Raw genomic sequence first — 21,124 nt, 5'->3', positions numbered from 1 at the left:
TGTAATGCGTACCAGCACAGACAGTTGCACCGGCATTGTTCAAGGCGACAAAAGAGCTGTCAGTCTTTCCTTGCTCACACCGAATCGACAATCGTAATGCTCATGAAGTCTTTGCTGTACAGGTCCATCTCATAGGGCGCGGCCACGGGAGAGCCGTCTGCTTCCCGGAGAATCCGGATCGTCGGCCGGTTTACAGCCAACGGGTTCACTGCAGACACGACACCGATCTGCCCAGTATTGAGAGTGACAGTCGAGGCGATCGGATATATCGCGACATGCTGCAAAAACAGCTTGACCAATTCCAGATCGAACATGCTGTTCCCGGCAGCAAACAGCAGCTCAATCGCCTCGCTCGGAGAGTAGCTGTCCCGGTAAGGGCGCTTCGAAATCAGAGCATCGAACACATCTGCGATCGCCACTATTTGCGCGTATTCATGGATTTGCTTGTCGGCCAGTTGGCGCGGATAGCCTGTTCCGTCGTAGCGTTCATGATGCTGAAGAGCGCAGTGGGCAGACAGGAGCGAGATGTTGTACTGGTTCCGCAGCAAATTGAAACCATCCTCGGTGTGATAGCGGATCCGCTGCTTCTCCTCGTCATTCAGCCTCGTCCGCTTGTTCCATAATTCTTTTGGCAGCTGGGTCATCCCGATATCAAACAGAAGCGCGCCAATTCCCAGCTCCATCAATTGCTGCTGGTTGTACCCTTTGGCCAGCCCGATAATTCCGGCGAGCACGGACACATTGACGGCGTGATGAAAAAAGTACCCGTCCAAGACATGCAGGCTGCAAAGGTTGACCAGGATGTCGCGGCGGCTGCTCAGATCAGTCAGGATTTCGCCAAAAACCTTTTGAAAGGCAAGTCCCAAATCAGGGACAGAGGTGCGCCGCTTCAGGACGGTGTTCTCCATTAAGCCGGTCATGGTGGCGTAGACGGCATCGACTGCGTGTTTGCGCGTTTCATCTCGAATGGCGTCTTCCGGGACAATGTCATCTGTATGCTTGTCTTCGATATAGAGAATATCAATACCCATGTTGATCAGGCGCTGAATGTACCGATCCGTCAGTTGGACACCTTTTCCCAAAAGGACATTGCCATTTTCCAAAAAGATCGTTTTGGCGATGATTTCTCCCGGCTTTGCAGAGTGGATGCTTACTTTTCTCACAAATGAGGACTCCTGTCTCTTGGCTTACATACAAAAAGTTCTGAAAGAAGAACCAGTTTGAATAGTAAAAATATAGCACAAAAGACAGGGTGTTCGAAACCTGTTTGTCAGAAAAGGAGGACTTTTTATCCGTGAAAAAAGACGTGTTTTTTACTGTCCGGCTGTCAGATTGCGGTCTGAACGAGTAAACCAGCGGAAGGGATTGAGAGACCAGCGGGGTTGATGCCTGTCCAGCCGCTCCTTTCTGCGTGTCAACCGCTGCTGCATCAAGTCCATTTCAAAGGTGACCCGCCTCATTTCAAGACGCAGAGACTCCTGCATTTCCTCGATGTCGGCCATTTTTTGCAGAATGGTGGACTGTAGCTGGTTCATCGTAGAGAGCTGGGCCAGCTCCTGCTGAAATTGGACGATGGCCTCCGATACGGTCATTTCCATTTCCTGTACGGAGTGCGAAAGCGCATTTGGCCCGGAAACAGACAGAGCCTGTCCGTCAGCGGCAGCCACCTCGCTTTCCGCAGCCATGCACTCCGGAATTTTGCCTTCCTCTATCATTTGTCGCTGTATCTCGCGCAAAGAGTGGTTTCCCTCGTCTTTTCTCTGCTTCACCTCACTCAGCAGGGCAAATCCAGCCTCGCTGATCAGGTAGTGACCCTGCGGATTTTTCAGCCGCTCCTGAGCCGGAACGAACATTTCCAGCCAATTTCTCAGCGTCCGCACATGAACATCCAATCGATCTGCGACTTCTTTGGAAGCCATCCAAACTTGCACATCCATTCGAATCACTCCTTTTCCCCTTCAGGTATTCCCGGTGGCCTCATTATAGCACCATTTTTTCCCGGAAAAAGCTTGTCGACAAAGGTTCTAAAAACTAGTGCTAATTCGGCTAATTCGGACAGGCTGACGCACTTTGTCGAGACACATAATGACCCGGACAGGCGCGTAGAATGGAAGGGATACACCCGGTAGAAGGGAAGGCGGTCTCATGCAGCCAGTCATCCTTGTCGTCCTGCTGAGTGCCGCGGCGGCAAGCAGCATTGGCGGGTTTTTGCTCTGTTTGCGGTCATGGTCCGAAAAGTCGCTCTTTGCAATGATCAGCGCAGGAGCGGGCTTGCTTCTGGCGATTACCCTGCTTGATTTGCTTCCCCATACACTGCATGTGGGAAGCGGGCGGGTGATGCCGTTTGTCCTGATTGGCTTTTCCTGCTTGTTTTTGCTCGATTGGATGGGGCATGCGGGTGAAAATAACACGAGAGCGATGGGGTCAGCCCGGATCATCGGAGTTTTGTCCGGATTTTTGCTTCACTCGTATGTGGAGGGAATCTCGATTTTGGCAAGCTTCTGGATGGACGAGCGACTGGGATGGTCCGTGCTGTTTGCCATGCTTTTGCATAAAGTGCCGGATGGGGTAACCGTTGCCTCCTTGCTGCTGGCTGTCACGCGTTCGCGGAAAAAGGCTTTTTGGGGAGCGGCGGGGCTGGGGGCGGCTACTCTGGCAGGGGCCCTGAGTTTTCAGATCGCGGAGCCTTTTTTGCAAGAAGGCTGGGTCCCTGTGATGATGGCGCTGACAACAGGCGTTTTTCTCTACGTCTCGGCCAGCCATCTGGTGCCGTTTATCCTCCACGAGCGAAAAGGAGGACAGGGACTGTTCTTTTTTGCCGGGATGGTGGCTTATCTTTTGCTGATGACATTTTTTCACAGCAATGCGCACCTGCATGCATAAACACGTTTCCTGCTTGTTAGTCTAAGAACATGCTTTTTGCAGCATGTATCGATCTTCGAAAGGAGAGAAGGAAACGTGGAGAACAAACAGCCTATGTCCGATACGGAAGAGATGGCAAACATGCAGGCGGAATTCCCGGCAACCGGAACACCGCTGAATCCCGTCGAAGAGGCTTGGGCGTTTACCAATTCCGCTGCCGCCCCTGTCGATGACCTCGCTCGAGCCATGCAGCAGGGAGAGTAGCCTTTTGCTTGGCCCCTTTTGCGTGTTTTGTTCCTAAATTTGCTCGTAACCGCAGACAAGATCGGTTATAATGGCAGGGAAATACGTAGGAAGGGGCCGATACATAATGAATACCATGCTTGCAGGAAAAAATATCGTGATCATGGGTGTCGCCAACCACCGCAGCATCGCCTGGGGAATCGCCCAATCCCTGAGCAAAGCGGGAGCCAATCTGATTTTTACGTATCAGGGAGAGCGCCTGCGCGAAAACGTGGCAAAGCTGACGGAAGAGCTGGAACAAGAATCGCTCTTGATCAACTGTGACGTGACCAAGGACGATGAAGTAGAAGCCGCTTTTGCCCAAATCAAGGAAAAAGTCGGCGTCATTCACGGCTTGGCGCACTGCATCGCGTTTGCCAGAACGGAGGAGCTGGAAGGCGAATTCGTCAATACCTCCCGTGACGGCTACGCCCTTGCCCAAGACATCAGCGCATACTCGCTGGTCGCTGTCGCCCGCGCTGCTCGTCCGCTGATGACGGAGGGCGGAAGCATCGTAACGTTGACGTACCTCGGCGGCGAGCGCGTGGTGCCCAATTACAACGTCATGGGTGTGGCGAAGGCCGCGCTGGACGCTTCTGTTCGCTACCTGGCGGGCGATCTGGGCAAAGAAAACATCCGCGTCAATGCCATCTCTGCGGGTCCGATCCGCACACTCGCGGCAAAGGGCATTCGCAACTTCAACAGCGTACTGAAAGAGATCGAGGAAAGAGCGCCGCTGCGCCGCACCATCGATCAATCAGAGGTAGGGGACACGGCATTGTTCCTGATGAGCCATCTGTCCCGCGGAATCACCGGCGAAATCATTCACGTGGATGCCGGCTACAACATCATGGGCAAATAAAACACAGTTTCACCCCCCGAAACGACGGACACTTTCATCCGATATCGGGGGGTTTTTTGTCGTTTGTTTTTTGCCGTTCGTTTATTGTTGTTCGTTTATTGTTGTTCGTTTTTGCGGTTTGTTTTTCGGCATAGAGATTCTTTTGGCTGTGGTTTTTGCCTGAAGTCGCTTATGGGGTAGTTGCCATCCGTTTTGCACTTGGATCGCGGCGGCTTGTGAAATCAGTGCCACTCGTGCTCCTTTTGCCACTCCTGCAAAAAGCGGCAGAATGCATTGGCTGCCGGAGTGAGAAGGTGGTTCCGGGAAAGCGCGATTCCCGTAATTTTGGTGAAAGGCTTTTTCAGCCGGACGACGGCGATGCGGGAGCGGGGAAAGCACTTGGCGACCCGATGGGTAAATAGGGCCACGCCCATGCCCTCTTCGACGAGTCCGCAAATCGTTTCAACCTGACTGCTCTCGACAATGATGGTCGGCGTAAAGCCGGCCTCTTCGCATGCGTGCTCACAAATGTTGCGCATGAAATGGCTTGCCTTGATCGCAAGGAAGGGCTCGCCAGCAGCTTCGCTCAAATCGATTTTTTTGCGCTGGGCAAGCGGATGATAGTGGCTTGTCACCAGCACCAATTGGTCCTCAAGCAAGGGAAGGAAGTGAATGTGTTCATCCGTATCGTGATGCAGGGAAAAGGTAGTGAGGGCCAGGTCAATGTCCCCGGCATGCAGCCACTGAAGAAGATGGTCGCTGGTCGCTTCGCGTATCTCCAGATCAATTCCGGGGTAGGACTTGCGAAAACCGGCGATAGCGGGGGTCAGTCCGAGATAGCCGAGGATCGGTACGGCTCCGATCGTGACCTTCCCCCGCTCCAGTGTCCGGTGGGCTTGCATCGCTTGCTTGACACGCTCTACCTCCCCGATGATCCGCGTGGCGTATTGGACGAATTCCACGCCTGCAGGAGTAGGCTGAATGCTGCGGGTGGTTCGTTCAAAAAGGACGATTCCGAACTCCTCCTCCAGCTTTCTGATCTGTTGGGAGAGGGCAGATTGAGAGATGGAAATTGCTTCGGCGGCTCGTGAAAAATGGCGATGCTTCTCCACGGCCAGGACATATTCAAACTGGTGGAGTTCCATAGGGCAAGTCTCCTTTGATTTATTAGTCCTAGTTATTAACTGTATCGGAAAGATCGATTGAACGAATAAACAAATATTTTGTAAATTTGGGACAAATCAAATTCACTCAAAAGGAGACAGACAGATGCAAAGAAAGCTTACCTTTGATGTCGCTGTAGTGGGAGGTGGCGCGGCCGGTGTCGGGGCAGCCGTAGGGGCGGCTCAGACTGGGGCAAGGACGATCCTGATCGACCGCAACCCGTACTTTGGAGGTGCGGCGACTCACAGCTCTGTATTGACCTACTGCGGTTTTTTTACGCAGGGAGAGCCGCCTGAGCAAATTGTCGGCGGCGTTGGCCAAAACGTCCTGAACCACCTCGCCCGCTTGGGCATGTATGAAGGCCCGAGGCGAACAGCGCGTACAGGAACCGTAATCGTTCTGCTCGATCCCGAAGTGACCAAGCTGGCGCTGGACCGCTGTGTGACGGAAGCGGGGGTGGAGCCTTTGCTGCACGCTCAAGTGATTGGAGCGGAGACGAGCGGAGGGAGGATTTCCGCCATTCAATGCGTGGATCATGCCGGTATGTTCACGATTGAAGCATCCGCTTTTGTCGATGCCAGCGGGGAAGGCGATCTGGCCAGTCTGTCGGGAGGGGAAGTCATCTTTGGAAACGCGGAAGGCCATTTGCAGTCAGCCACGCTGATGATCCGGATCGGCGGAGTAGCAGCTGACGCGCATGCTCATCCTCTGCAGGTAGAGCAGGCCGTTCTGAAAGGAAAAGCGGATGGAATCGAGGGGCTGACCAAGGAGCTGGGAACGATCGTCCGCATGCCCGGAGGAAATCAGGATGTACTCGCAATCCTGTGCGATGAAGAGGTAAACGGACTGGAAGCGGGCAGCATGACCAAGGCTGAGCTGTCCGGCAGACGGCAGGCATGGGCTTATTTGGAAGCATTCAAAAGGTACCTGCCCGGTTTTGAAAGCGCCTACTTGGTGCAGACTGGCCCGCAGATCGGTATCAGGGAGACGAGACATATCGTGGGGGAATACACGCTGACCGGGGACGACGTGCTCCAGGCGAGACGGCAAGCCGATGCAATCGCCCGCGGCGGCTGGCCGGTAGAGCTGCACCCGGAACCGGGAAAGCCCAACGTCTGGCATGAGATCAAGGACAAGTCTTTTTACGATATTCCACTCCGCTCGCTCAAGGTCAAAGGCGTTGGCAATCTGTGGGCCGCAGGCCGGATCATCGATTGTGATCCGCTGGCGTTCGCTTCCGCCCGTGTCATGGGAACGGCGTTTGCAACGGGACAGGCTGCGGGTGTGGCAGCGGCGCTTCACGGACAGCAGGACGCAAGTGACTACCAGTCGGTACGCTCCGAATTGCTCCGCCAGGAAGCGATTTTATAAAAAAACATACTGTTAATGCGTTATAGTTAGGTAAGTAATAAATTTAACTCTACTAAAAAAGTTTGAGAGAATGAAATGGAGTGATACAAAATGAACGAACGAAGATGGCAGATGGGCGTTTTGCTCATCGTATGGATGGCTTTTCTCTTCTCTTTTGTGGACAGGCTGTCCTGGCCGCCGATCATGCCGCTCGCTTCCCAGGATCTGGGGCTGTCCAAGGCAGAAGCGGGCAGCTACATGACCGCCTTTTACATCGGCTACGTGATCACGCAGCTGCCTGGCGGATTGCTCACCGACCGGTTTGGCTATCGCAAAGTGCTGCTGGGCTCGTTTTTCGTTATGGGTCTGTTTACGGTTTCGATGGGATTGATCAATAGCTATCATACAGGCTTTGCTATGAGGGTCCTGGCCGGACTTGGTTCAGGGGCGGTATTTTCCGCATGTGTGCGGGCCATCTTTGACTGGTTCCCGGCAAAGGGACGGGGAACCGCGATGGGCTTTTTTATGACCGCCTCCTCCCTGGGGGTATCGGTAGTAAACATGTTTGTACCGACAGTTGCCAACAGCTATAGCTGGAAAACGGCCTTTTTCGTAGCTGGTGCTTTGCCGCTGCTGGGACTTGTTCTCGGATACTTTTTCCTGCGGGAAAAGACCTCTGCCGCCGAGCAGCGGGCACAGGCGGAATCCTCTGCTGCGTTCTGGAAAGACGTCGCCCATTTGTTTAAAAACCGCAATCTGATGGTTACCGGATTCGCCGGATTTTGCGCGATGTGGGCCACATGGGGCACGGCAACCTGGGCCAACACGTACATGAACAAAGGCTTGGGCATCTCCCTCGTAGAAGCAGGTGTAATCATGTCGATTTACGGAGTAACCGCTCTACTGTGCAAGCCGGTCATCGGGATCTTGTCGGATGTGTTGAAGGTAAAACGGAAAACCTTGCTCTTTATCGTTCTCTTCTTGTTTGGTCCGGTGCTGATGTGGTTTGCGATGACAACTAGTGCCAGCATGCTCTATGTGGTTGCGGCGATTCTCGGCGTGGCTGCCTTTGTCTACAGCCCGATCATGAACAATTACATCGGCGAATTGGTCCCGCGCCGACTTGTCGGGACCGCGACAGGCTTTGTCAACACGATCTGGCAGCTGGGCTCGCTCATCTCGCCGCTTGCCGTCGGCGCCGTACTCGATGCGACAAACAGCTATTTCTTTGCATTTTTAACGCTGGCGATCGGTCCCTTGCTAGGGGCGTTCATCATCCTGCTGGTAAAAGAAGAAGCCGCAGCCGACGGGCTTGAACCGGGACAGGCCAAACGGGCTGGTGCATAATTCCATGATCGATAAGGTTTTGGCAAGCATGCCTACATTGTCCCTGCTGTTTCCGAAGGCCACTGTGGCTCTTGCAGATTTGACGCACATCAGGTACTACAGAGAAGGAGAGATCCACCTTGGCTTGACTGTCGACCATGAAGTGAATAGGCAATCCATTACGTACAAGACCCTCGAAGGGGGGCAGTCGATCCGCCAGACAGTCCCGCGAGAGTCATCCCGATTTGGCATCGCGTTTCACGCTATAAGCGTGCCTGTCAGAGATGAGGAGGGAGTGCTGAAGGGAGCCTTGACGCTGATCCTCTCCAGTGACCGGGAAGAGAGGACAGCCGTCTTGTCCGAGGAGCTGGCTGCGTCCGTCGAGCAAATGACATCGTGGGCGCAAAATATAGCGGCTACAGCTCAACAGCTCGCCAGCTCCATTGTAGAGATCAACACCAACTGCGAGACGGTGGTCCATGCCGTCGAGGAGAATGCCAAGGTCGTGGATATCGTCCGCTCCATCGCTAATCAAAGCAATCTCCTGGGGCTGAATGCATCCATCCAGGCAGCCCATGCCGGCCAGCACGGCCGCACCTTTGGCGTCGTGGCGGGAGAGATCCGAGCGCTTGCAGAACAGTCTCGCCATTCCGCTGAGAATATTTTGCAAGGCATGAACGATATGAAGCAAAAGGTGGCGACGGTGCTGAAAAAGGTGGAGGAAGAATCGGCCGCTACGCAGGAAATGGCCGCGAGCATTGAACAGATCAATGCGGCCTTGCTGTCGCTGGAGGAAATGGCAAACAGGCTGAAAGAGCTGGCGAAATTTCAATAACGGCCTTCAATAACGGCCTATAATAAAGGCCTTCCAACAGCCTTTAATAACCTCCCGCGATGAATAAAAGGCTCCCGTCATCCGCATGCTAGAAGCAAACATGCGGAAGGGAGCCTTTGCCTTGTTTCCGATCATTACGAATATGGAAGAATTTCTGATCCACATGGGCGGCGGCATCGACCGTTTATCGGCCCATTTCGGAGATGAACCGGGAGGGCCTGGTTTTTCGTCCGAAGCGCTCGCGGGGGATTCCGACACTCAAGGAGTATCTGGCCCTTGTAATGGCGACGTACAGTAATCTCCGCTCTTCCTCAAGGGCGGCATTGTTTCCTTTTCTCACGGCGTCCAGCGCGTATTCATGAGGAAGGGAGCCTTCAACGAGATCAGGCAGAAAGACGTGGTCGAACTCCAGTCCTTTTGCCCGGTGAATGCTCAAGACGTGTACTCCTTCCCCAGGGAGTGGCTGAACCTCGCGCCACTCCTTTTCCTGTTGGACCATCCGGTCGATGTACTGGAGAAATCCGCCTACGCTATCGTGTCGTTTGGCTGCCGCAATCAGCTGCTGCAGCTCCTCGCTCCAGCGTTCCCGGCCGCCATCCCGCTCTTTTGCCCGCTTTTTCAGGTAATCCCGCAGCTTGCCGTCTTCGCATATGAGCTCCAGCGCCTGGGCCGGCGGACACGAAGCGCAGGCTGCCAGTATCTCGGTGATCGTTTTCAAAGCCTTGCGTTGAAACGGCTTCCAGTGGTTCATTCCAGGCAGCACGTGCAGGATCGGGACATCCTCCAGGATCGCTCGACTGCGAACAGCGTTCCACATCTCCTGGGAAATATAGAGCGTTGGCAGAATTTCTTTCAATGCCGCCGAATCGTCAGGGTCAAGCGACAAGCGCAAGTAAGCCAGTGCCCAGCGAACGGTTTGCCGCTGGTAGAACGATTCCTCCTCCTGCGAGTAGTGAAAGGGAATGCCGGCTTCGCTCAATCTCTCCAGAATAGGGCGGGCTGACTCATTCGTCCGGTAAAGCACCGCGCATTCTCCCACTGGTGTGCCTTCGCGGATGCGGTGGCTGATCTCGTCTACGATCCGGGCCGCTTGCTCCTCTTCGTCGTCCGGCTCGAACAGATACGTTTCGCCTTCTTCGGAGTGAAAGGAAAGGCAGTCCTTTTGCCAGCGGGCCCGATTGTGGCCGATCAGCGAAAAGCCGAGCCCGACGATAGCGGAGCGGGAACGGTAGTTCACTTCCAGTGTAATTGTTTTCGCCTGGGGAAAATCTTTTGTAAAACCGAGTATGTATTGCGGGTCGCTCCCGCGAAAGCCGTAGATCGACTGGTCGTCATCGCCGATCACGCACAGGTTGTTCTGCGGCGCTGCCAGCAGCTTGACCGTCTCGTACTGGATGCGGTTGATGTCCTGAAACTCGTCGATCATCACGTGCGTGATCCGTTCCTGATAGCGCTGCAAAATGTCGGGGTGATGGCGGAGCAGCTCGTAGCAGCCGATCAGCATGTCGTCGAAGTCAAACCAGCCCGTCCGTCTTTTCGCCTCTTCATAGTGAGGATAAAGGAGCTGGGCCAGCCGTTCGGCATCATCGTTTGCCTCCCGCAATCCGGCTTGCTGGGGCAGGAGGTATTCGTTTTTCCAGCGGCTGATGACCGCCAGCGCGTCCATCACTTCATTTTCTTTGCGCGGTCCGATTTCCGCGTGCATGTTCATTGCATTGCTTTCGCGCAGGAGCCGCCACTTTTGCCAGTCCTTTTTCAGCAGTCTTTGCTGATCCCAACGCTCCGGCTGATGAAACAGAAGCATCCGGTAAAAAATGCTGTGGAACGTACCGGCAACAAGCTCCCGGGCCTGCTGCGCAGGGAGCTGGCGGGCCAGCCTGTGCTTGATCTCTTCAGCGGCCTTTGTCGTAAACGTCACGACCATGATCTGCCGTGGAGAAAGGCCGAGCTCGCGGATGAGATGGGAGGTTCGGGCCGTCATCACACGCGTCTTGCCGCTGCCTGCACCGGCCAGAATCAAAAGCGGCCCGTCGGTCGTAAGCATGGCCTCCCGCTGATGGGGGTGAAGCGGCTCGTCGTGGCGCTCAGCCAAATGCTCGATCGCCTTTTTGGGCACCAGCCTTTTGCGAAAAAGCGCCGGTTTGGGCTGAGCCGGGGGAGGGACTGTGACCGAGCCTGCTTCATGGATGGATCGCTTCTTTGGCAGGCGAAAGGCCCCTACTGTGATCGTGTCGTCTTCCTCGTCAGTTTGGCTCGCAGGAACTGCGGCGTCGTTTTGGAGGGTGGAAGCGACATTCGCAGTGGCGGAAGCGCCGTTTGCGGTAGCGGGAGTTCCGTTGGCAAAGGCAGAAACGCCATTCCCAGCGGTGGAAGCTCCAGCAGAAGATGCAGATTCAGCAGGCTGCGAATCAGCGCGTCCACGAGTCCTCGCACCATTATTGTCTGCTCCAGAAGTGGCGGCAATATCTACAGCCCCGCCAATAGCGGCTGCCCCTGTGCCCGAATGAGACAGCGCTTCCGTTGCCGCTGCCGTTTCCAAAGAAGCCGCAAAAGCAGCCTGAATGGCAGGCGGAGCTTCTGAAACGAGCCACTCGGCTGGAGGCTCGTCCAACGCTTCCCAATCGCAGGTGCTGCCCTCCGGATGCAAAAAGTGCGGATCAAAGCTTACACCGGCATACAGCCGAAGAGGTGCGCCGCATCGCAGACAGCGCACTTTTTCGCGCCGGGCGGCCAGGCGCCAAGCAGCAATCATCGAATATGTATCGGGTTGCAACCGGATCAACCGGTCGTCTAGCTGTGCAAATTTCATCATGACACCTCGAATGGAGAGGGTGTTGCGGATCGCTTCCGCACAATGAGGGAAAGAAGAAGTGCCCCCTGCGGGCAGGGGACACTTGCCTTATGTGTGTGACAGGTCAGGACTGGGCGTGCAGCAGGTAGTTGTCTTCGCTATCATCTGCCACCAGTTCTTCCTCGCTCAGATAGGAGATCCCGACTCGCGTGATACGGTGGTTCTCCAGCTCGGAAATCGTAAAAATGTAGTTTTGGTACTGCACCGATTTGCCTTCGGCTACTTCTTCATTCAGTTGGCTGTAGAGCCAGCCGGCAATCGTGTCTACCTCATCCGAGTGAATTTCTACAGATATATAGTCGTTCAACTCCGTCAACAGCGTTTTCCCGGACACGGACAGCTCGTTATTGGAGCTTTCGATGTCAGGACGCTCATTCTCGTCGAATTCATCCTGAATGTCCCCGACGATCTCCTCGAGGATATCCTCCATCGTGATCAGTCCGGCTGTTCCGCCGTACTCGTCGATGACGATCGCCATTTGCGACCGCCGCTTTTGCATGAGCCGCAGTACATGGCTGATTTCCATGGATTCCGGCACCGTCAAGAGCGGGCGGAGGAAATCCTTTAAATCGGCCTTGCCGTTGGTCAGGGCAGACAGGTAGAAATCCGAGATGTGGACAAAGCCGATCAACCGGTCTTTGTCTTCATGCGCGACCGGGAAACGCGAGTGACGGGAATCCCGCATAATTGCCAAATTTTCAGCAAAGGTATTGTCGTCGTACAGACAGACCATATCGATGCGAGGGATCATGATTTCCCTGGCGAGACGCTCCGAAAACTCGAAGACGTTGTCCACCAAAGCCATCTCCGTCTGATCGATATGACCGCTTTTGTGGCTTTGATTGACCAAAAGGCGAATCTCTTCTTCGGTATGCGCCAAATCCGTTTCAGTCGCAGGCTCAATCCCCAAGCGGCGGATAAAAAAGTTCGCCGTTCCGTTGAGCACCAAGATCAGCGGGTAGCTGAGCTTGTAGAAAACCATCAGCGGTCCAGCCGTCCAGAGAGAGGCGGCCTCCGCCTTTTGAATGGCCAGCGACTTGGGAGCGAGTTCTCCGAAGACGATGTGCATGAAGGTGATGATTCCAAAAGCGATCGCCAGCGAAACAGGGCTGACCAAATAGTTCGGCAGACCGAGTGAAACCATTACGGGTTCGACGTATTGGGATATAGCCGGTTCGCCAACCCAGCCCAAACCGAGCGATGCCAGGGTAATCCCGAGCTGGCAAGCCGACAGGTAGGCATCCAGCTGCTTCGTTACCTTCTGCGCATAGACAGCGGATTTGTTCCCTTCGCTCACCAGTTGGGCAAGACGGGTTTGACGCACTTTTACCAGCGAGAATTCTGCTGCTACAAAAAAACCGTTGAGCAGTACCAAAAACACAACGAGCAGCAGATTCAGAAGTATCTCCCCTATCGGACTCTCCAAGAAAGTCTCCACCCTTCCGCCGATGGGCGAAAGGAGGAGATTCACCTCCATTTGTTATTCTCGTTTTGCGCTTTCCTTTCAATGTACGAAAGCAAAGAGGGAAACATTCGATTTCATTATTAAAGGATAGTATACCAATAACGAAAGCAAACAGTCAAAACCATCCGATTTTATCCTGCAGTTTTGAGCAATTCCATACATACGCGGATTTCAGGGGACATAAAGATAATCGAGTAACCCTGTCCCTGGAGGCGAGAAGAATGGAATGGGTACAGAAGGGAGCGGCGATCCTTTTGGGGAGCATCGGGATAGCAGTCGGGGTAAACCTGTTTCTCGTCCCGCACCATTTGATGGACGGGGGGATGATCGGGATTGGCCTGTTGGCGACCTATTTTTTTCAATGGCCCCCGGGCCTGGTCATGATCGCTTGCAGCATACCTGTTTATGCGATGGTGTTTGCCTATGATCGTCCGTTGTTTTTTCAGAGCTTTCACGGAATGCTGATCGAAACGTTAATGATTGACGTATTTGCCCCGCTCAGAGCGTGGAATAACTGGACGCTCCCGACATCTGCGGTAATCGGAGGAGCGCTGATCGGAGCGGGGACCGGTCTCATGCTGGCGTACCAGACCAACACAGGGGGAACCGATCTGATCGCACAATTTTTGGCGCGGAGGTCAAAGGTGCCGGTAGCGTTGTATATCTTGATGATCGACGGAGTCATTGTCTCTATTTCGCTTCCCGCAATCGGGATCGAGCGCGCTGTTTTTTCCATGTGCACCATCATCGCAGTGGCCATTTTTACCCACGGTTTTTACAACATGCGATTCAAGAAGCCTCCATATGTCGTAATCGGGCCGCTCGGCAGGGAAGCTGGGCGCAGATGGAGAAACTAAGAAAAAACAGGAAGAAACGAGGGAGACAGATGGCACAGCATACGTTGGAGATGATCACCGAAACAGTCGGATACTTTCCCGGCAGCGTCAACATCGGGTTTGTCCAGGGAAAAACAGGCGCGATCCTGATTGATTCCGGGCTGGATACCCAGACAGCCAAAAAGATAAAGAAAGGGCTGGACGCGATCGCCCAGCCGCTAAGCGCAATTGTACAGACTCACGCCCATGCCGACCATTTTGGCGGCAATGCCTATCTGTTATCCTGTTGGCCAGCGGCACAGGTATACGCTCCGCCGCTGGAGGAAGCGATCATCCGCTATCCGCTGCTGGAGCCGATCTACCTGGGCATGGGAGCGCAGCCGTTGGATGAGCTGCGCAACAAATTTTTGCTCGCCGAAGCATCGCGCGTCGACCACCTCTTGCCCACAGAAGGCCGCGTAGAAATTGATGAGACCTGCTTTGAAGTCATCCCCCTTCCTGGACACAGCTGGAATCAGGTCGGATTGGTCGTAGACAGGATATGTTTTAGCGCCGACAGTTACCTCGGCGAAGAGACATTGAAAAAGCACAAGCTGCCTTTTTTGGTCGATGCTCACGAAACCCTGCTAAGCTTAGTCAAGCTTTTGGAATCGAATTACCGCGGCTATTTGCCGGGTCACGGGCCATACACCACCTCTCCGGAAGCGGTTTTGACGCAAAACATTCATTGTCATCGCAGGCTGTACGGGATGATCGAAGAAATTTTGTCGGAAGAGCGGACGCTGGAGCAAGCGCTGGCGCTCGTCTGTGAGCGTTTACAAATTTCCATTGAGAACGCGACGAGCTACGTGCTCTACCGTACCGCGCTGATGGGCTATTTCATTGGGTTGTTAAAGGAAGAGCGGATCCGGTACCGCTTTGCCGCAAATCAGTGGCTGTGGGGGAAACATGACGGCCTCGATAGGTAGTCCCCGATTTCAGCCAGCTTGTGCTCGGCGGCTTGGCGTATTTCCTTGGGAATAACGGAATACTCTTCTTGTTCGGTATGAAAGATCAGTTTTGCCTCAAGATAGGGGTGGCCCAATTTGACGGTCATCTCACCGGTGTGGGACGGCTTGCTCACAGGATTGGCGGGAATGCGGAGAAAATAAGAACTGCTGGTAGCGGAATCGTAAATAACGACATCATAGGTGGGGGTGTCCCCGCCGGATGGGGAAAAGCCCTGCTGCCGCAGCATCTTGTCGACAAAGGAAAGCGGCTGGACGACACCGGTCAGGTTTTTGCTCTTTAACCGCATGGACATCCTCCTTGGCATATGTAGTAAAAGCGTTTTGCCTAATCATATGTAGGGGAGTTCGGATTCAGAATGACAGACAAGGGGAAAGAAGGAGAGAAAACTTCCATGAACAAACGAGCGGATTTGCATACACACACCCGGGCTTCAGACGGCACATGCGAGCCGCATGAAAACGTGCGTCTGGCCGCCGAAGCGGGATTGGCTGCCGTGGCCATTACGGATCACGACACGGTTGCCGGCATTCCGGCAGCATTGGAAGCAGCCGGGCAGTTGGGACAAGCTGTTGAAGTCATTCCCGGCGTCGAGGTGAGCTCGCTGGCGCGCGGACAGGACATCCATGTGCTGGGGTATTTTATACCGTACGAGGACCAGGCTTTTCTCCAGAGGCTGTCCGGCCTGCGCGATACAAGACATGAGCGAAACAAGCTGATGATCGCCCGCCTGCAGGAGCTGGGCATACCGATCACGCTGGAAGGAGTCTACCGGCGCAAGTCAGGCGAAGATAAAAACATCGGACGGCCGCATATCGCGGAGGAGATGATCGAGCTGGGCGTGGTTCAGTCGATCGACGAAGCCTTTGCCGTTTATCTGGGGAAAGAGGGAAAGGCGTACGTCAACCCGCCGCGGATTACCCCTCAGGAGGCGATCACGCTGATCAAGGAAGCAGGCGGCGTCGCTGTGCTGGCCCATCCCGGGCTGTACGATGACGACGAGCTTGTGCAGGAGCTGATTGCGTTCGGTCTGGATGGCATCGAGGTGTGGCACCCGGACAACAGCCAGGAGCAAAGGGAGCAGTATCAGCGCTGGGCTGAGGCGCATGGTCTGGTCATGACCGGCGGCTCGGATTTCCACGGCTGGCGCGGCGAGGAGCCGTTTCACGCGATGCTTGGTACGCATACCGCGCCATATGATGCGGTGGAAAGGCTGCGGGAGATTGCGGGTAAGCGGAAGAGGCAAGGGGAGTAGCGGCTTGTAGTGCTGACTTGAGGTACAAAGTTGTAGTACAGATTTGAAAAAAAGGAAGCCCCGCATCGGATGAGGATTCGTCCGTAAGCGGGGCTTGTTTTGTTTTGGGATCAAAGCGATTGTACGGATGCCAAGCTAGATCGCTTTTTCCATCGCGATGTGTTCAATTCCGGCTTCTTCAAACACTTCTCCTGCAGGAGTGTAGCCCAGCTTTTCGTAAAAGCGCTGCGCGTGGGTCTGTGCATTCAGCTTGAGGCGCTTGAAGCCTTGGCGGCGGGCAGTTTCCTCCATAGCGAGCATCAGCAGGCGTCCGAGCCCTGTGCCTCTCTCGCTTTGCAAAACAGCTACCCGCTCGATTTTGCCAACCTCGGGTGCGTACGGACGAAGACGGCTTGCTCCTACAGCCTGTTCTTCCTTATAAACGACAAAATGGATGGTTTCGGAGCCGATGCGGTCGTGCGAGTCAATCTCGATTTCCTCTGGAACCTGCTGCTCTTTAATGAAGACAGTGCGTCTTACTGAAAGAGCGTCTTGCATTTGCTTGTCAGTCTTGACCTCTTCGATTTGGTAGGGGCTCTTGGTTGAGGAGCTAGCCTCATGCGAGTCGTTCTTTTGGATTGGATTGTCTGTTTCGTTTGTTTGGTGGATTTTCGGTTCAGTCAATGGTTTTCTTCCTTTCATAGCGCTCGACGCGATGCAGTATCAAATCAAAAAGGAAAGGCCCTTCCGCAGCAGGGAAGGGCGCAAGGGGGAGGCCCCCATGTTTATTTTTTCAGCAGGAACGTCTGGTACACGCTCCAGATGCCGTCTTCCAGCTCGTAAATGAGATGGAAGCGGTCCACATCGGAGGTGAGGTCAAACTTGACCATGCTCAATTGTCCGGTAATGTCGCGCAGCTCATCATTGGAGAGGTCCCGGCCAATCGTGAGATGCGGTACGAATGCATACGTTTCCTTTTCTTGCACAACCTTTTCTACGATCTTGGCGTGGAGCTGTTCAAACGGCTCTTTGTTTTGGACCGCCAAGTAAATGACGTTGTTGGTCGGATGGAACGAAGAAACCCGGTGGAAATTGGCAGTAAAAGCTTCCGTGGAATTTGCAACCAGCTCCAAATGGCTTACCAAATGAGGCAGCTGAGATTCGTCGAGTTCAAATGCTTCTTTCAGGCGAATATACGGCGGGATCAAAGAGTAAGCTGGATCGTAACGTTTGCGGTATGAGTTGGCGACTTCTTGCACCTTGCTGGATGGAAATACAACGATACTGTACTTCATGTGAATCCCTCCTCTTTCGTTTCTATACAGCCCATATAGCCCATGGAAAAATCCAATAAACTTATTTTAACAGAAAATTCTCCATTTGTGTAATCTTATGCGTCAGCCTGTATATTCCTCCCCGCTCGGGACAGACTGTTAAGGAGCAGGGAGGTGCTATATTCAATCGTGAAAACAGCTATGATGATCATCTTCATTTTTCTCGTTCTTCTGTTGCTGTCCCTCCTTACCTTTTCCCTCATCACCGCAATCCGCAAAACCGAATTCGACGAGGCGTTGGTCTCCCCGGGAAAAGAAGAAGGTCCTCAGGAAGAACAGACAAGGTAAGTTTACCCGAAAAGCGCAGGAAGAATGCGCCGCAGGTTGGCTTGCCAATAGCCCCACGTGTGGTCACCCGCAAAGGTCTCATAGGCCAGGGTGACCGTTTTTGTTTGCAAAATGTCGCGCAGCGCTTCGTTGGCCTGGAGCAAATCGAGGGTGCCGCGGCTCGTCTCTACCGCCGTTTCTTCGAGTCCAACCTCAAGATAGACATGCAACGGTACGGGGAAGTCGGACTCCTGCACCCGGCGGTTGAGGGCGGCGTCCATAGCGGCGGACTGGCAGGCCACCTGGCCGAAGGTATGAGGATAGGAGAGCGCTGCAAACAGCGAGACGACGCCTCCCAAAGACTCGCCCAATAGCGTGCGGGCCATGCCCAGCGGGTGGGTGGAGTAGCGGCTGTCTACGGCGCTGACGACTTCGTCCGCGAGAAAGCGCAGGTACTTTTGGTGTTCCGCCCCGTCCGGGTGGTAGCGGGCGTAGCGGCGTTCTTTGTCTACGGGAAGGAAAACGGAGATGAGATTCGGGATTTCCTTTTCCCGGTGCATTTCCTCAAGCAGAGTGGCGAGACGTCCCATTGACAGGTAGTCGTCGCCGTCCTGGACATACAGGACCGGATAGGAATAGAGCGGGGAATATCGCTCCGGCAGGTAGACGAGGAGACGCTCCGTCGTCCCCAGGTGTTTGCTGGTGAGGATCAGTTCGTCAAGTGCCACTGCGTTGTCCTCCTTTGGGGTGTTGGTTTTACTGTAGCAGAAAGGGAAGGGGGAGGAAAATAGCTTTTTGGGTTGTGGGGGAAGAAGCGGGTGAACCTGCTGGGGGGTGGGTGTTGGAAGGTGAAATTGTTGGGGGTGGTTTTCGTATTATACAGTCGTGTGGGGGGCTGGAGAGGCTGGGGGTGTCTGGGGGAGAGGTGTTTTTTGCGGGAGTAGGGGGAGGAGGGGAGCCTATCGGCTCCTTGGTTTGGATGGAGGGTGGTGTGGGGTGGTGTGGTGTGGGTTTCGACCTTGCGGCCGAAGATTGTCGCAATTTTGTCACCTTGTGATACTATGTAACATAGGTGACTTCACTTAATGGTGGAAGGGGTTGTCTTACATGAAGAAGCAAGTACACAGCAGCGAAGTCAGAAAAGCCGCATTGGATCGTTTGGCAGAGCGCGGTGTGCGCGTAGAGGATATCGCGGAGATCGTATATTTGATGCAATCGCCCTATCATCCTGACCTGACCATGGAACCGTGCATCGAGAGCGTAAAGGCTGTTCTGGAGAAAAGGGAAATGCAGCATGCCATCCTCGTGGGCATTGAGCTGGATACATTGGCGGAAAAGGGCCTATTGTCTGAGCCGCTGCAGTCGATTATCGCCTCCGATGAAGGCTTGTTTGGCTGCGACGAAACCTTGGCGCTCGGTTCGGTGTTCGGGTACGGGAGCATTGCGGTAACGACGTTTGGACATTTGGATAAGCATAAGATTGGTGTGATCAAGCGGCTGGATACGAAGACATCCGGTGGAAAAGTGCATACGTTCCTGGATGATTTGGTCGCGAGCGTGGCGGCGAATGCCTCGAGCCGGATGGCTCATCGGTTGAGAGATGAGCAGGAGCAGGCGGAGGTGCTTGCTGCGGGGCAGATTCGAGTGGAAGGCAAGGCTGTGGATGAGGCCGGGTGACCTTTAGTTGTACCTGGTTGATAGGTGTGGTGGAGGGGCATCCCTATCGGGATGCTCCTTGATTTTGCAGGGTTTTTGATGGTGGTAAAATTTTTTAAAAGAAATTTTGTTTTTCCTCTTGAAATCGGAAAAGAAATCCTGTATATTAAAACATGTGATCGACGTCCGGTGCGATTCGGGCCCTTAGCTCAGTTGGTCAGAGCGGTCGGCTCATAACCGATTGGTCGTAGGTTCGAGTCCTACAGGGCCCACCATTGAACGTATGTGGTGAAGTCACAATAGCAAATATCCCATGATCCGGTAGCTCAGTTGGGAGAGCACCATCTTGACAGGGTGGGGGTCGCTGGTTCGAACCCAGTCCGGATCACCATACATAAGACGTCAAAACCCTTGAAAAATCAAGGGTTTTTTGATTTTTCATTTTGTGGTCGGGACAAAAAATGGGGGTGAAAACGCCTTGTGGTCACAGAATGGTCACAAGGGTTTCACCCCGTATTATTTTGTACCAAACAACATTTTACCAAAGTTTTTGGCAGTTTCCTTTTGCATGCTGGGCAGCAGATGGCTGTACGTATCCAGTGTCATCCGTGTGTCTGCGTGGCCGAGGCGTTCTGCAACGATTTTTGGATGCACACCTTGCTTTAAAAGTAAGGTAGCGTGCGTATGCCTTAAATCGTGAAATCGAATCACTGGCAAATCGGCTTTTTTTATAAGCTGCCTAAAAGTACGTGTTACATTACTTGGATCTATAGGTGTACCCAAAGGTGTACAATTTACGAGATCCTGGGGTCTGTCAAGATTTTTGTGTAAACTCAATCAACCAATATATGAAAAGGTTTCATCCCCCTAATTGGGCCATTTTTCGAAACCAATAGAGTCAAGGGCGAAAGGCGAAGCGAACCCTTGACGCGTTGGTGGAGAGAAAGATAATCCCTTCGGGGATGAAGCCTTTCATTTGTTAACGGATGTACGGCTGTACCCGATCTTCAAAGAAAACGGATAGCTGTAAGAGAATCTGGCCCCAGTTCTGAACTCGTCCCGTCCACTTTCGTAGAACATCCATGGTTACGAGATATAACATCTTCAAAAGGGCATCATCTGTGGGAAACATGGCTTTTCCTTTTGTCACCTTTCGAAGCTGTCGATGATAACTCTCGATCACGTTAGTTGTATAAATCAGCTTTCGAATCTCTGGAGGATATTTAAAGAAAGTGGCAATCTCGTCCCAGTTATTCCGCCAGGAACGAACCATCAAGGGATATCTACTGCCCCAGGTTTGTTCAAACTGATCGAGTTCTTCCAACGCGGCTTGCTCCGTTGGAGCCTTGTAGATAGGTTTTAGCTCGGACGTGATCTTTTTGAGATCCTTATAGGAAACATACTTGATGGAATTTCGGATTTGATGGATAACACATTTCTGAATCTCCGTCTTCGGATAACATGCAGAGATGGCTTCTGTAAAGCCACGAAGATTATCGACGCTTGTAATGAGAATATCCTGGACTCCACGATTTTTCAGTTCGTTGAGGACATGCAGCCAGAATTTTGCCGATTCATTCTCCCCAATCCAGATCCCAAGCACATCTTTATGACCGTCAAGGTCAATACCAATGACCATATAGGCGGCTTTATTGACGATAGCTCCGTCCTGTTTTACCTTAAAGTGAATGGCGTCAAGGAAAACAACAGCATAAACCGCTTGCAAGGGGCGATTTTACCACTCTTTGATCATCGGTACAATCTTATGTGAACGGCACTGTTAAAATCCTCAATAACGGCACTTGAAAATTCC

General features: G+C 53.4%; 20 protein-coding genes, 2 tRNA genes and 2 pseudogenes. 13 read left to right on the top strand and 11 right to left on the bottom strand.

Annotated features, from left to right (window positions below):
• Positions 1–74 precede the first annotated feature (74 nt).
• Positions 75–1,163 carry an HD-GYP domain-containing protein gene (locus tag NSQ24_RS18165; RefSeq protein WP_003386640.1) on the bottom strand — a complete coding sequence of 363 codons (1,089 nt, stop codon included), beginning with the start codon at positions 1,161–1,163 and terminating at the stop codon, positions 75–77.
• 150 nt (positions 1,164–1,313) lie between these two features.
• Positions 1,314–1,937, bottom strand: coding sequence for a MerR family transcriptional regulator (locus NSQ24_RS18160; protein ID WP_003386639.1), 624 nt, complete (start codon positions 1,935–1,937; stop codon positions 1,314–1,316).
• A 208-nt stretch (positions 1,938–2,145) separates the two neighbouring features.
• On the opposite strand from NSQ24_RS18160, the gene NSQ24_RS18155 reads away from it, so the two are divergent.
• The 3 genes from NSQ24_RS18155 to fabI all read left to right on the top strand — a co-directional run bounded on the left by NSQ24_RS18155 (position 2,146) and on the right by fabI (position 4,006).
• Complete coding sequence (locus NSQ24_RS18155) at positions 2,146–2,883, top strand: ZIP family metal transporter (protein WP_003386637.1); 738 nt, start codon at positions 2,146–2,148, stop codon at positions 2,881–2,883.
• A 75-nt stretch (positions 2,884–2,958) separates the two neighbouring features.
• Positions 2,959–3,126 carry a hypothetical protein gene (locus tag NSQ24_RS18150; RefSeq protein WP_155808021.1) on the top strand — a complete coding sequence of 56 codons (168 nt, stop codon included), beginning with the start codon at positions 2,959–2,961 and terminating at the stop codon, positions 3,124–3,126.
• 106 nt (positions 3,127–3,232) lie between these two features.
• Complete coding sequence (gene fabI / locus NSQ24_RS18145) at positions 3,233–4,006, top strand: enoyl-ACP reductase FabI (protein WP_003386635.1); 774 nt, start codon at positions 3,233–3,235, stop codon at positions 4,004–4,006.
• Positions 4,007–4,227: 221 nt separating this feature from the next.
• Here the strand turns inward: fabI and NSQ24_RS18140 are convergent, their stop codons facing one another.
• A complete protein-coding gene (locus NSQ24_RS18140; RefSeq protein ID WP_339166338.1) occupies positions 4,228–5,130 on the bottom strand; it encodes a LysR family transcriptional regulator in 903 nt (300 codons plus the stop codon).
• A gap of 124 nt (positions 5,131–5,254) precedes the next feature.
• Between NSQ24_RS18140 and NSQ24_RS18135 the strand changes: the two genes are divergently transcribed.
• The 3 genes from NSQ24_RS18135 to NSQ24_RS18125 all read left to right on the top strand — a co-directional run bounded on the left by NSQ24_RS18135 (position 5,255) and on the right by NSQ24_RS18125 (position 8,660).
• A complete protein-coding gene (locus NSQ24_RS18135; protein ID WP_339166336.1) occupies positions 5,255–6,520 on the top strand; it encodes an FAD-dependent oxidoreductase in 1,266 nt (421 codons plus the stop codon).
• A gap of 90 nt (positions 6,521–6,610) precedes the next feature.
• Positions 6,611–7,846, top strand: a complete 1,236-nt coding sequence (locus tag NSQ24_RS18130; RefSeq protein WP_003386630.1) for an MFS transporter — start codon at positions 6,611–6,613, stop codon at positions 7,844–7,846.
• Positions 7,847–7,850: 4 nt separating this feature from the next.
• A complete protein-coding gene (locus NSQ24_RS18125; protein WP_003386628.1) occupies positions 7,851–8,660 on the top strand; it encodes a methyl-accepting chemotaxis protein in 810 nt (269 codons plus the stop codon).
• A 184-nt stretch (positions 8,661–8,844) separates the two neighbouring features.
• Here the strand turns inward: NSQ24_RS18125 and NSQ24_RS18120 are convergent, their stop codons facing one another.
• Both NSQ24_RS18120 and NSQ24_RS18115 read right to left on the bottom strand, forming a co-directional pair.
• On the bottom strand, positions 8,845–11,469 hold the full coding sequence (locus NSQ24_RS18120; protein ID WP_122958793.1) for an ATP-dependent helicase: 2,625 nt from the start codon (positions 11,467–11,469) through the stop codon (positions 8,845–8,847).
• Positions 11,470–11,575: 106 nt separating this feature from the next.
• On the bottom strand, positions 11,576–12,988 hold the full coding sequence (locus tag NSQ24_RS18115; protein WP_003386625.1) for a hemolysin family protein: 1,413 nt from the start codon (positions 12,986–12,988) through the stop codon (positions 11,576–11,578).
• Positions 12,989–13,197: 209 nt separating this feature from the next.
• Between NSQ24_RS18115 and NSQ24_RS18110 the strand changes: the two genes are divergently transcribed.
• Positions 13,198–13,833: a YitT family protein gene (locus NSQ24_RS18110; protein WP_003386623.1), complete on the top strand. Its 636-nt coding sequence runs from the start codon at positions 13,198–13,200 to the stop codon at positions 13,831–13,833.
• A gap of 29 nt (positions 13,834–13,862) precedes the next feature.
• Complete coding sequence (locus NSQ24_RS18105) at positions 13,863–14,780, top strand: MBL fold metallo-hydrolase (RefSeq protein ID WP_003386622.1); 918 nt, start codon at positions 13,863–13,865, stop codon at positions 14,778–14,780.
• On the opposite strand, the gene NSQ24_RS18100 is transcribed toward NSQ24_RS18105, so the two are convergent.
• Positions 14,741–15,109 (bottom strand): hypothetical protein, encoded by a 369-nt coding sequence (locus NSQ24_RS18100; protein ID WP_024985103.1) that lies wholly within the window; start codon positions 15,107–15,109, stop codon positions 14,741–14,743. The genes NSQ24_RS18105 and NSQ24_RS18100 overlap by 40 nt on opposite strands.
• A gap of 105 nt (positions 15,110–15,214) precedes the next feature.
• On the opposite strand from NSQ24_RS18100, the gene NSQ24_RS18095 reads away from it, so the two are divergent.
• Positions 15,215–16,075 carry a PHP domain-containing protein gene (locus NSQ24_RS18095; protein WP_024985104.1) on the top strand — a complete coding sequence of 287 codons (861 nt, stop codon included), beginning with the start codon at positions 15,215–15,217 and terminating at the stop codon, positions 16,073–16,075.
• A gap of 135 nt (positions 16,076–16,210) precedes the next feature.
• Here the strand turns inward: NSQ24_RS18095 and NSQ24_RS18090 are convergent, their stop codons facing one another.
• Both NSQ24_RS18090 and NSQ24_RS18085 read right to left on the bottom strand, forming a co-directional pair.
• Positions 16,211–16,612 carry a GNAT family N-acetyltransferase gene (locus NSQ24_RS18090; RefSeq protein WP_051567433.1) on the bottom strand — a complete coding sequence of 134 codons (402 nt, stop codon included), beginning with the start codon at positions 16,610–16,612 and terminating at the stop codon, positions 16,211–16,213.
• Positions 16,613–16,839: 227 nt separating this feature from the next.
• A complete protein-coding gene (locus NSQ24_RS18085) occupies positions 16,840–17,349 on the bottom strand; it encodes a 2'-5' RNA ligase family protein (RefSeq protein ID WP_003386617.1) in 510 nt (169 codons plus the stop codon).
• A 153-nt stretch (positions 17,350–17,502) separates the two neighbouring features.
• Here NSQ24_RS18085 and NSQ24_RS18080 point away from each other — a divergent pair, with 153 nt between their 5' ends.
• Positions 17,503–17,676: a hypothetical protein gene (locus NSQ24_RS18080; RefSeq protein WP_170208424.1), complete on the top strand. Its 174-nt coding sequence runs from the start codon at positions 17,503–17,505 to the stop codon at positions 17,674–17,676.
• Between the two features lie 2 nt (positions 17,677–17,678).
• Here the strand turns inward: NSQ24_RS18080 and NSQ24_RS18075 are convergent, their stop codons facing one another.
• Positions 17,679–18,383, bottom strand: a complete 705-nt coding sequence (locus NSQ24_RS18075) for an alpha/beta hydrolase-fold protein (RefSeq protein WP_122959074.1) — start codon at positions 18,381–18,383, stop codon at positions 17,679–17,681.
• Between the two features lie 379 nt (positions 18,384–18,762).
• On the opposite strand from NSQ24_RS18075, the gene NSQ24_RS18070 reads away from it, so the two are divergent.
• From NSQ24_RS18070 to NSQ24_RS18060, 3 genes are all read left to right on the top strand, one after another.
• Positions 18,763–19,332 (top strand): phosphatidylglycerophosphatase A, encoded by a 570-nt coding sequence (locus NSQ24_RS18070; RefSeq protein ID WP_024985106.1) that lies wholly within the window; start codon positions 18,763–18,765, stop codon positions 19,330–19,332.
• Positions 19,333–19,509: 177 nt separating this feature from the next.
• Positions 19,510–19,586 (top strand) — tRNA-Ile (locus NSQ24_RS18065).
• 40 nt (positions 19,587–19,626) lie between these two features.
• Positions 19,627–19,702: transfer RNA gene (locus NSQ24_RS18060), tRNA-Val, on the top strand.
• Between the two features lie 125 nt (positions 19,703–19,827).
• Here NSQ24_RS18060 and NSQ24_RS18055 read toward each other — a convergent pair.
• Positions 19,828–20,115 (bottom strand): annotated as a pseudogene (locus tag NSQ24_RS18055) (site-specific integrase); the annotation flags it as partial.
• Between the two features lie 175 nt (positions 20,116–20,290).
• Positions 20,291–21,082, bottom strand: a pseudogene (locus NSQ24_RS18050) (IS256 family transposase); the annotation flags it as partial.
• Positions 21,083–21,124 lie beyond the last annotated feature (42 nt).

It is taken from the genome of Brevibacillus sp. FSL L8-0520, from assembly GCF_037963895.1.
Taxonomy (GTDB): domain Bacteria; phylum Bacillota; class Bacilli; order Brevibacillales; family Brevibacillaceae; genus Brevibacillus; species Brevibacillus borstelensis.
Note: the sequence above shows the minus strand (reverse complement) of the source record. Positions and strands in the feature narration are given on the sequence as shown.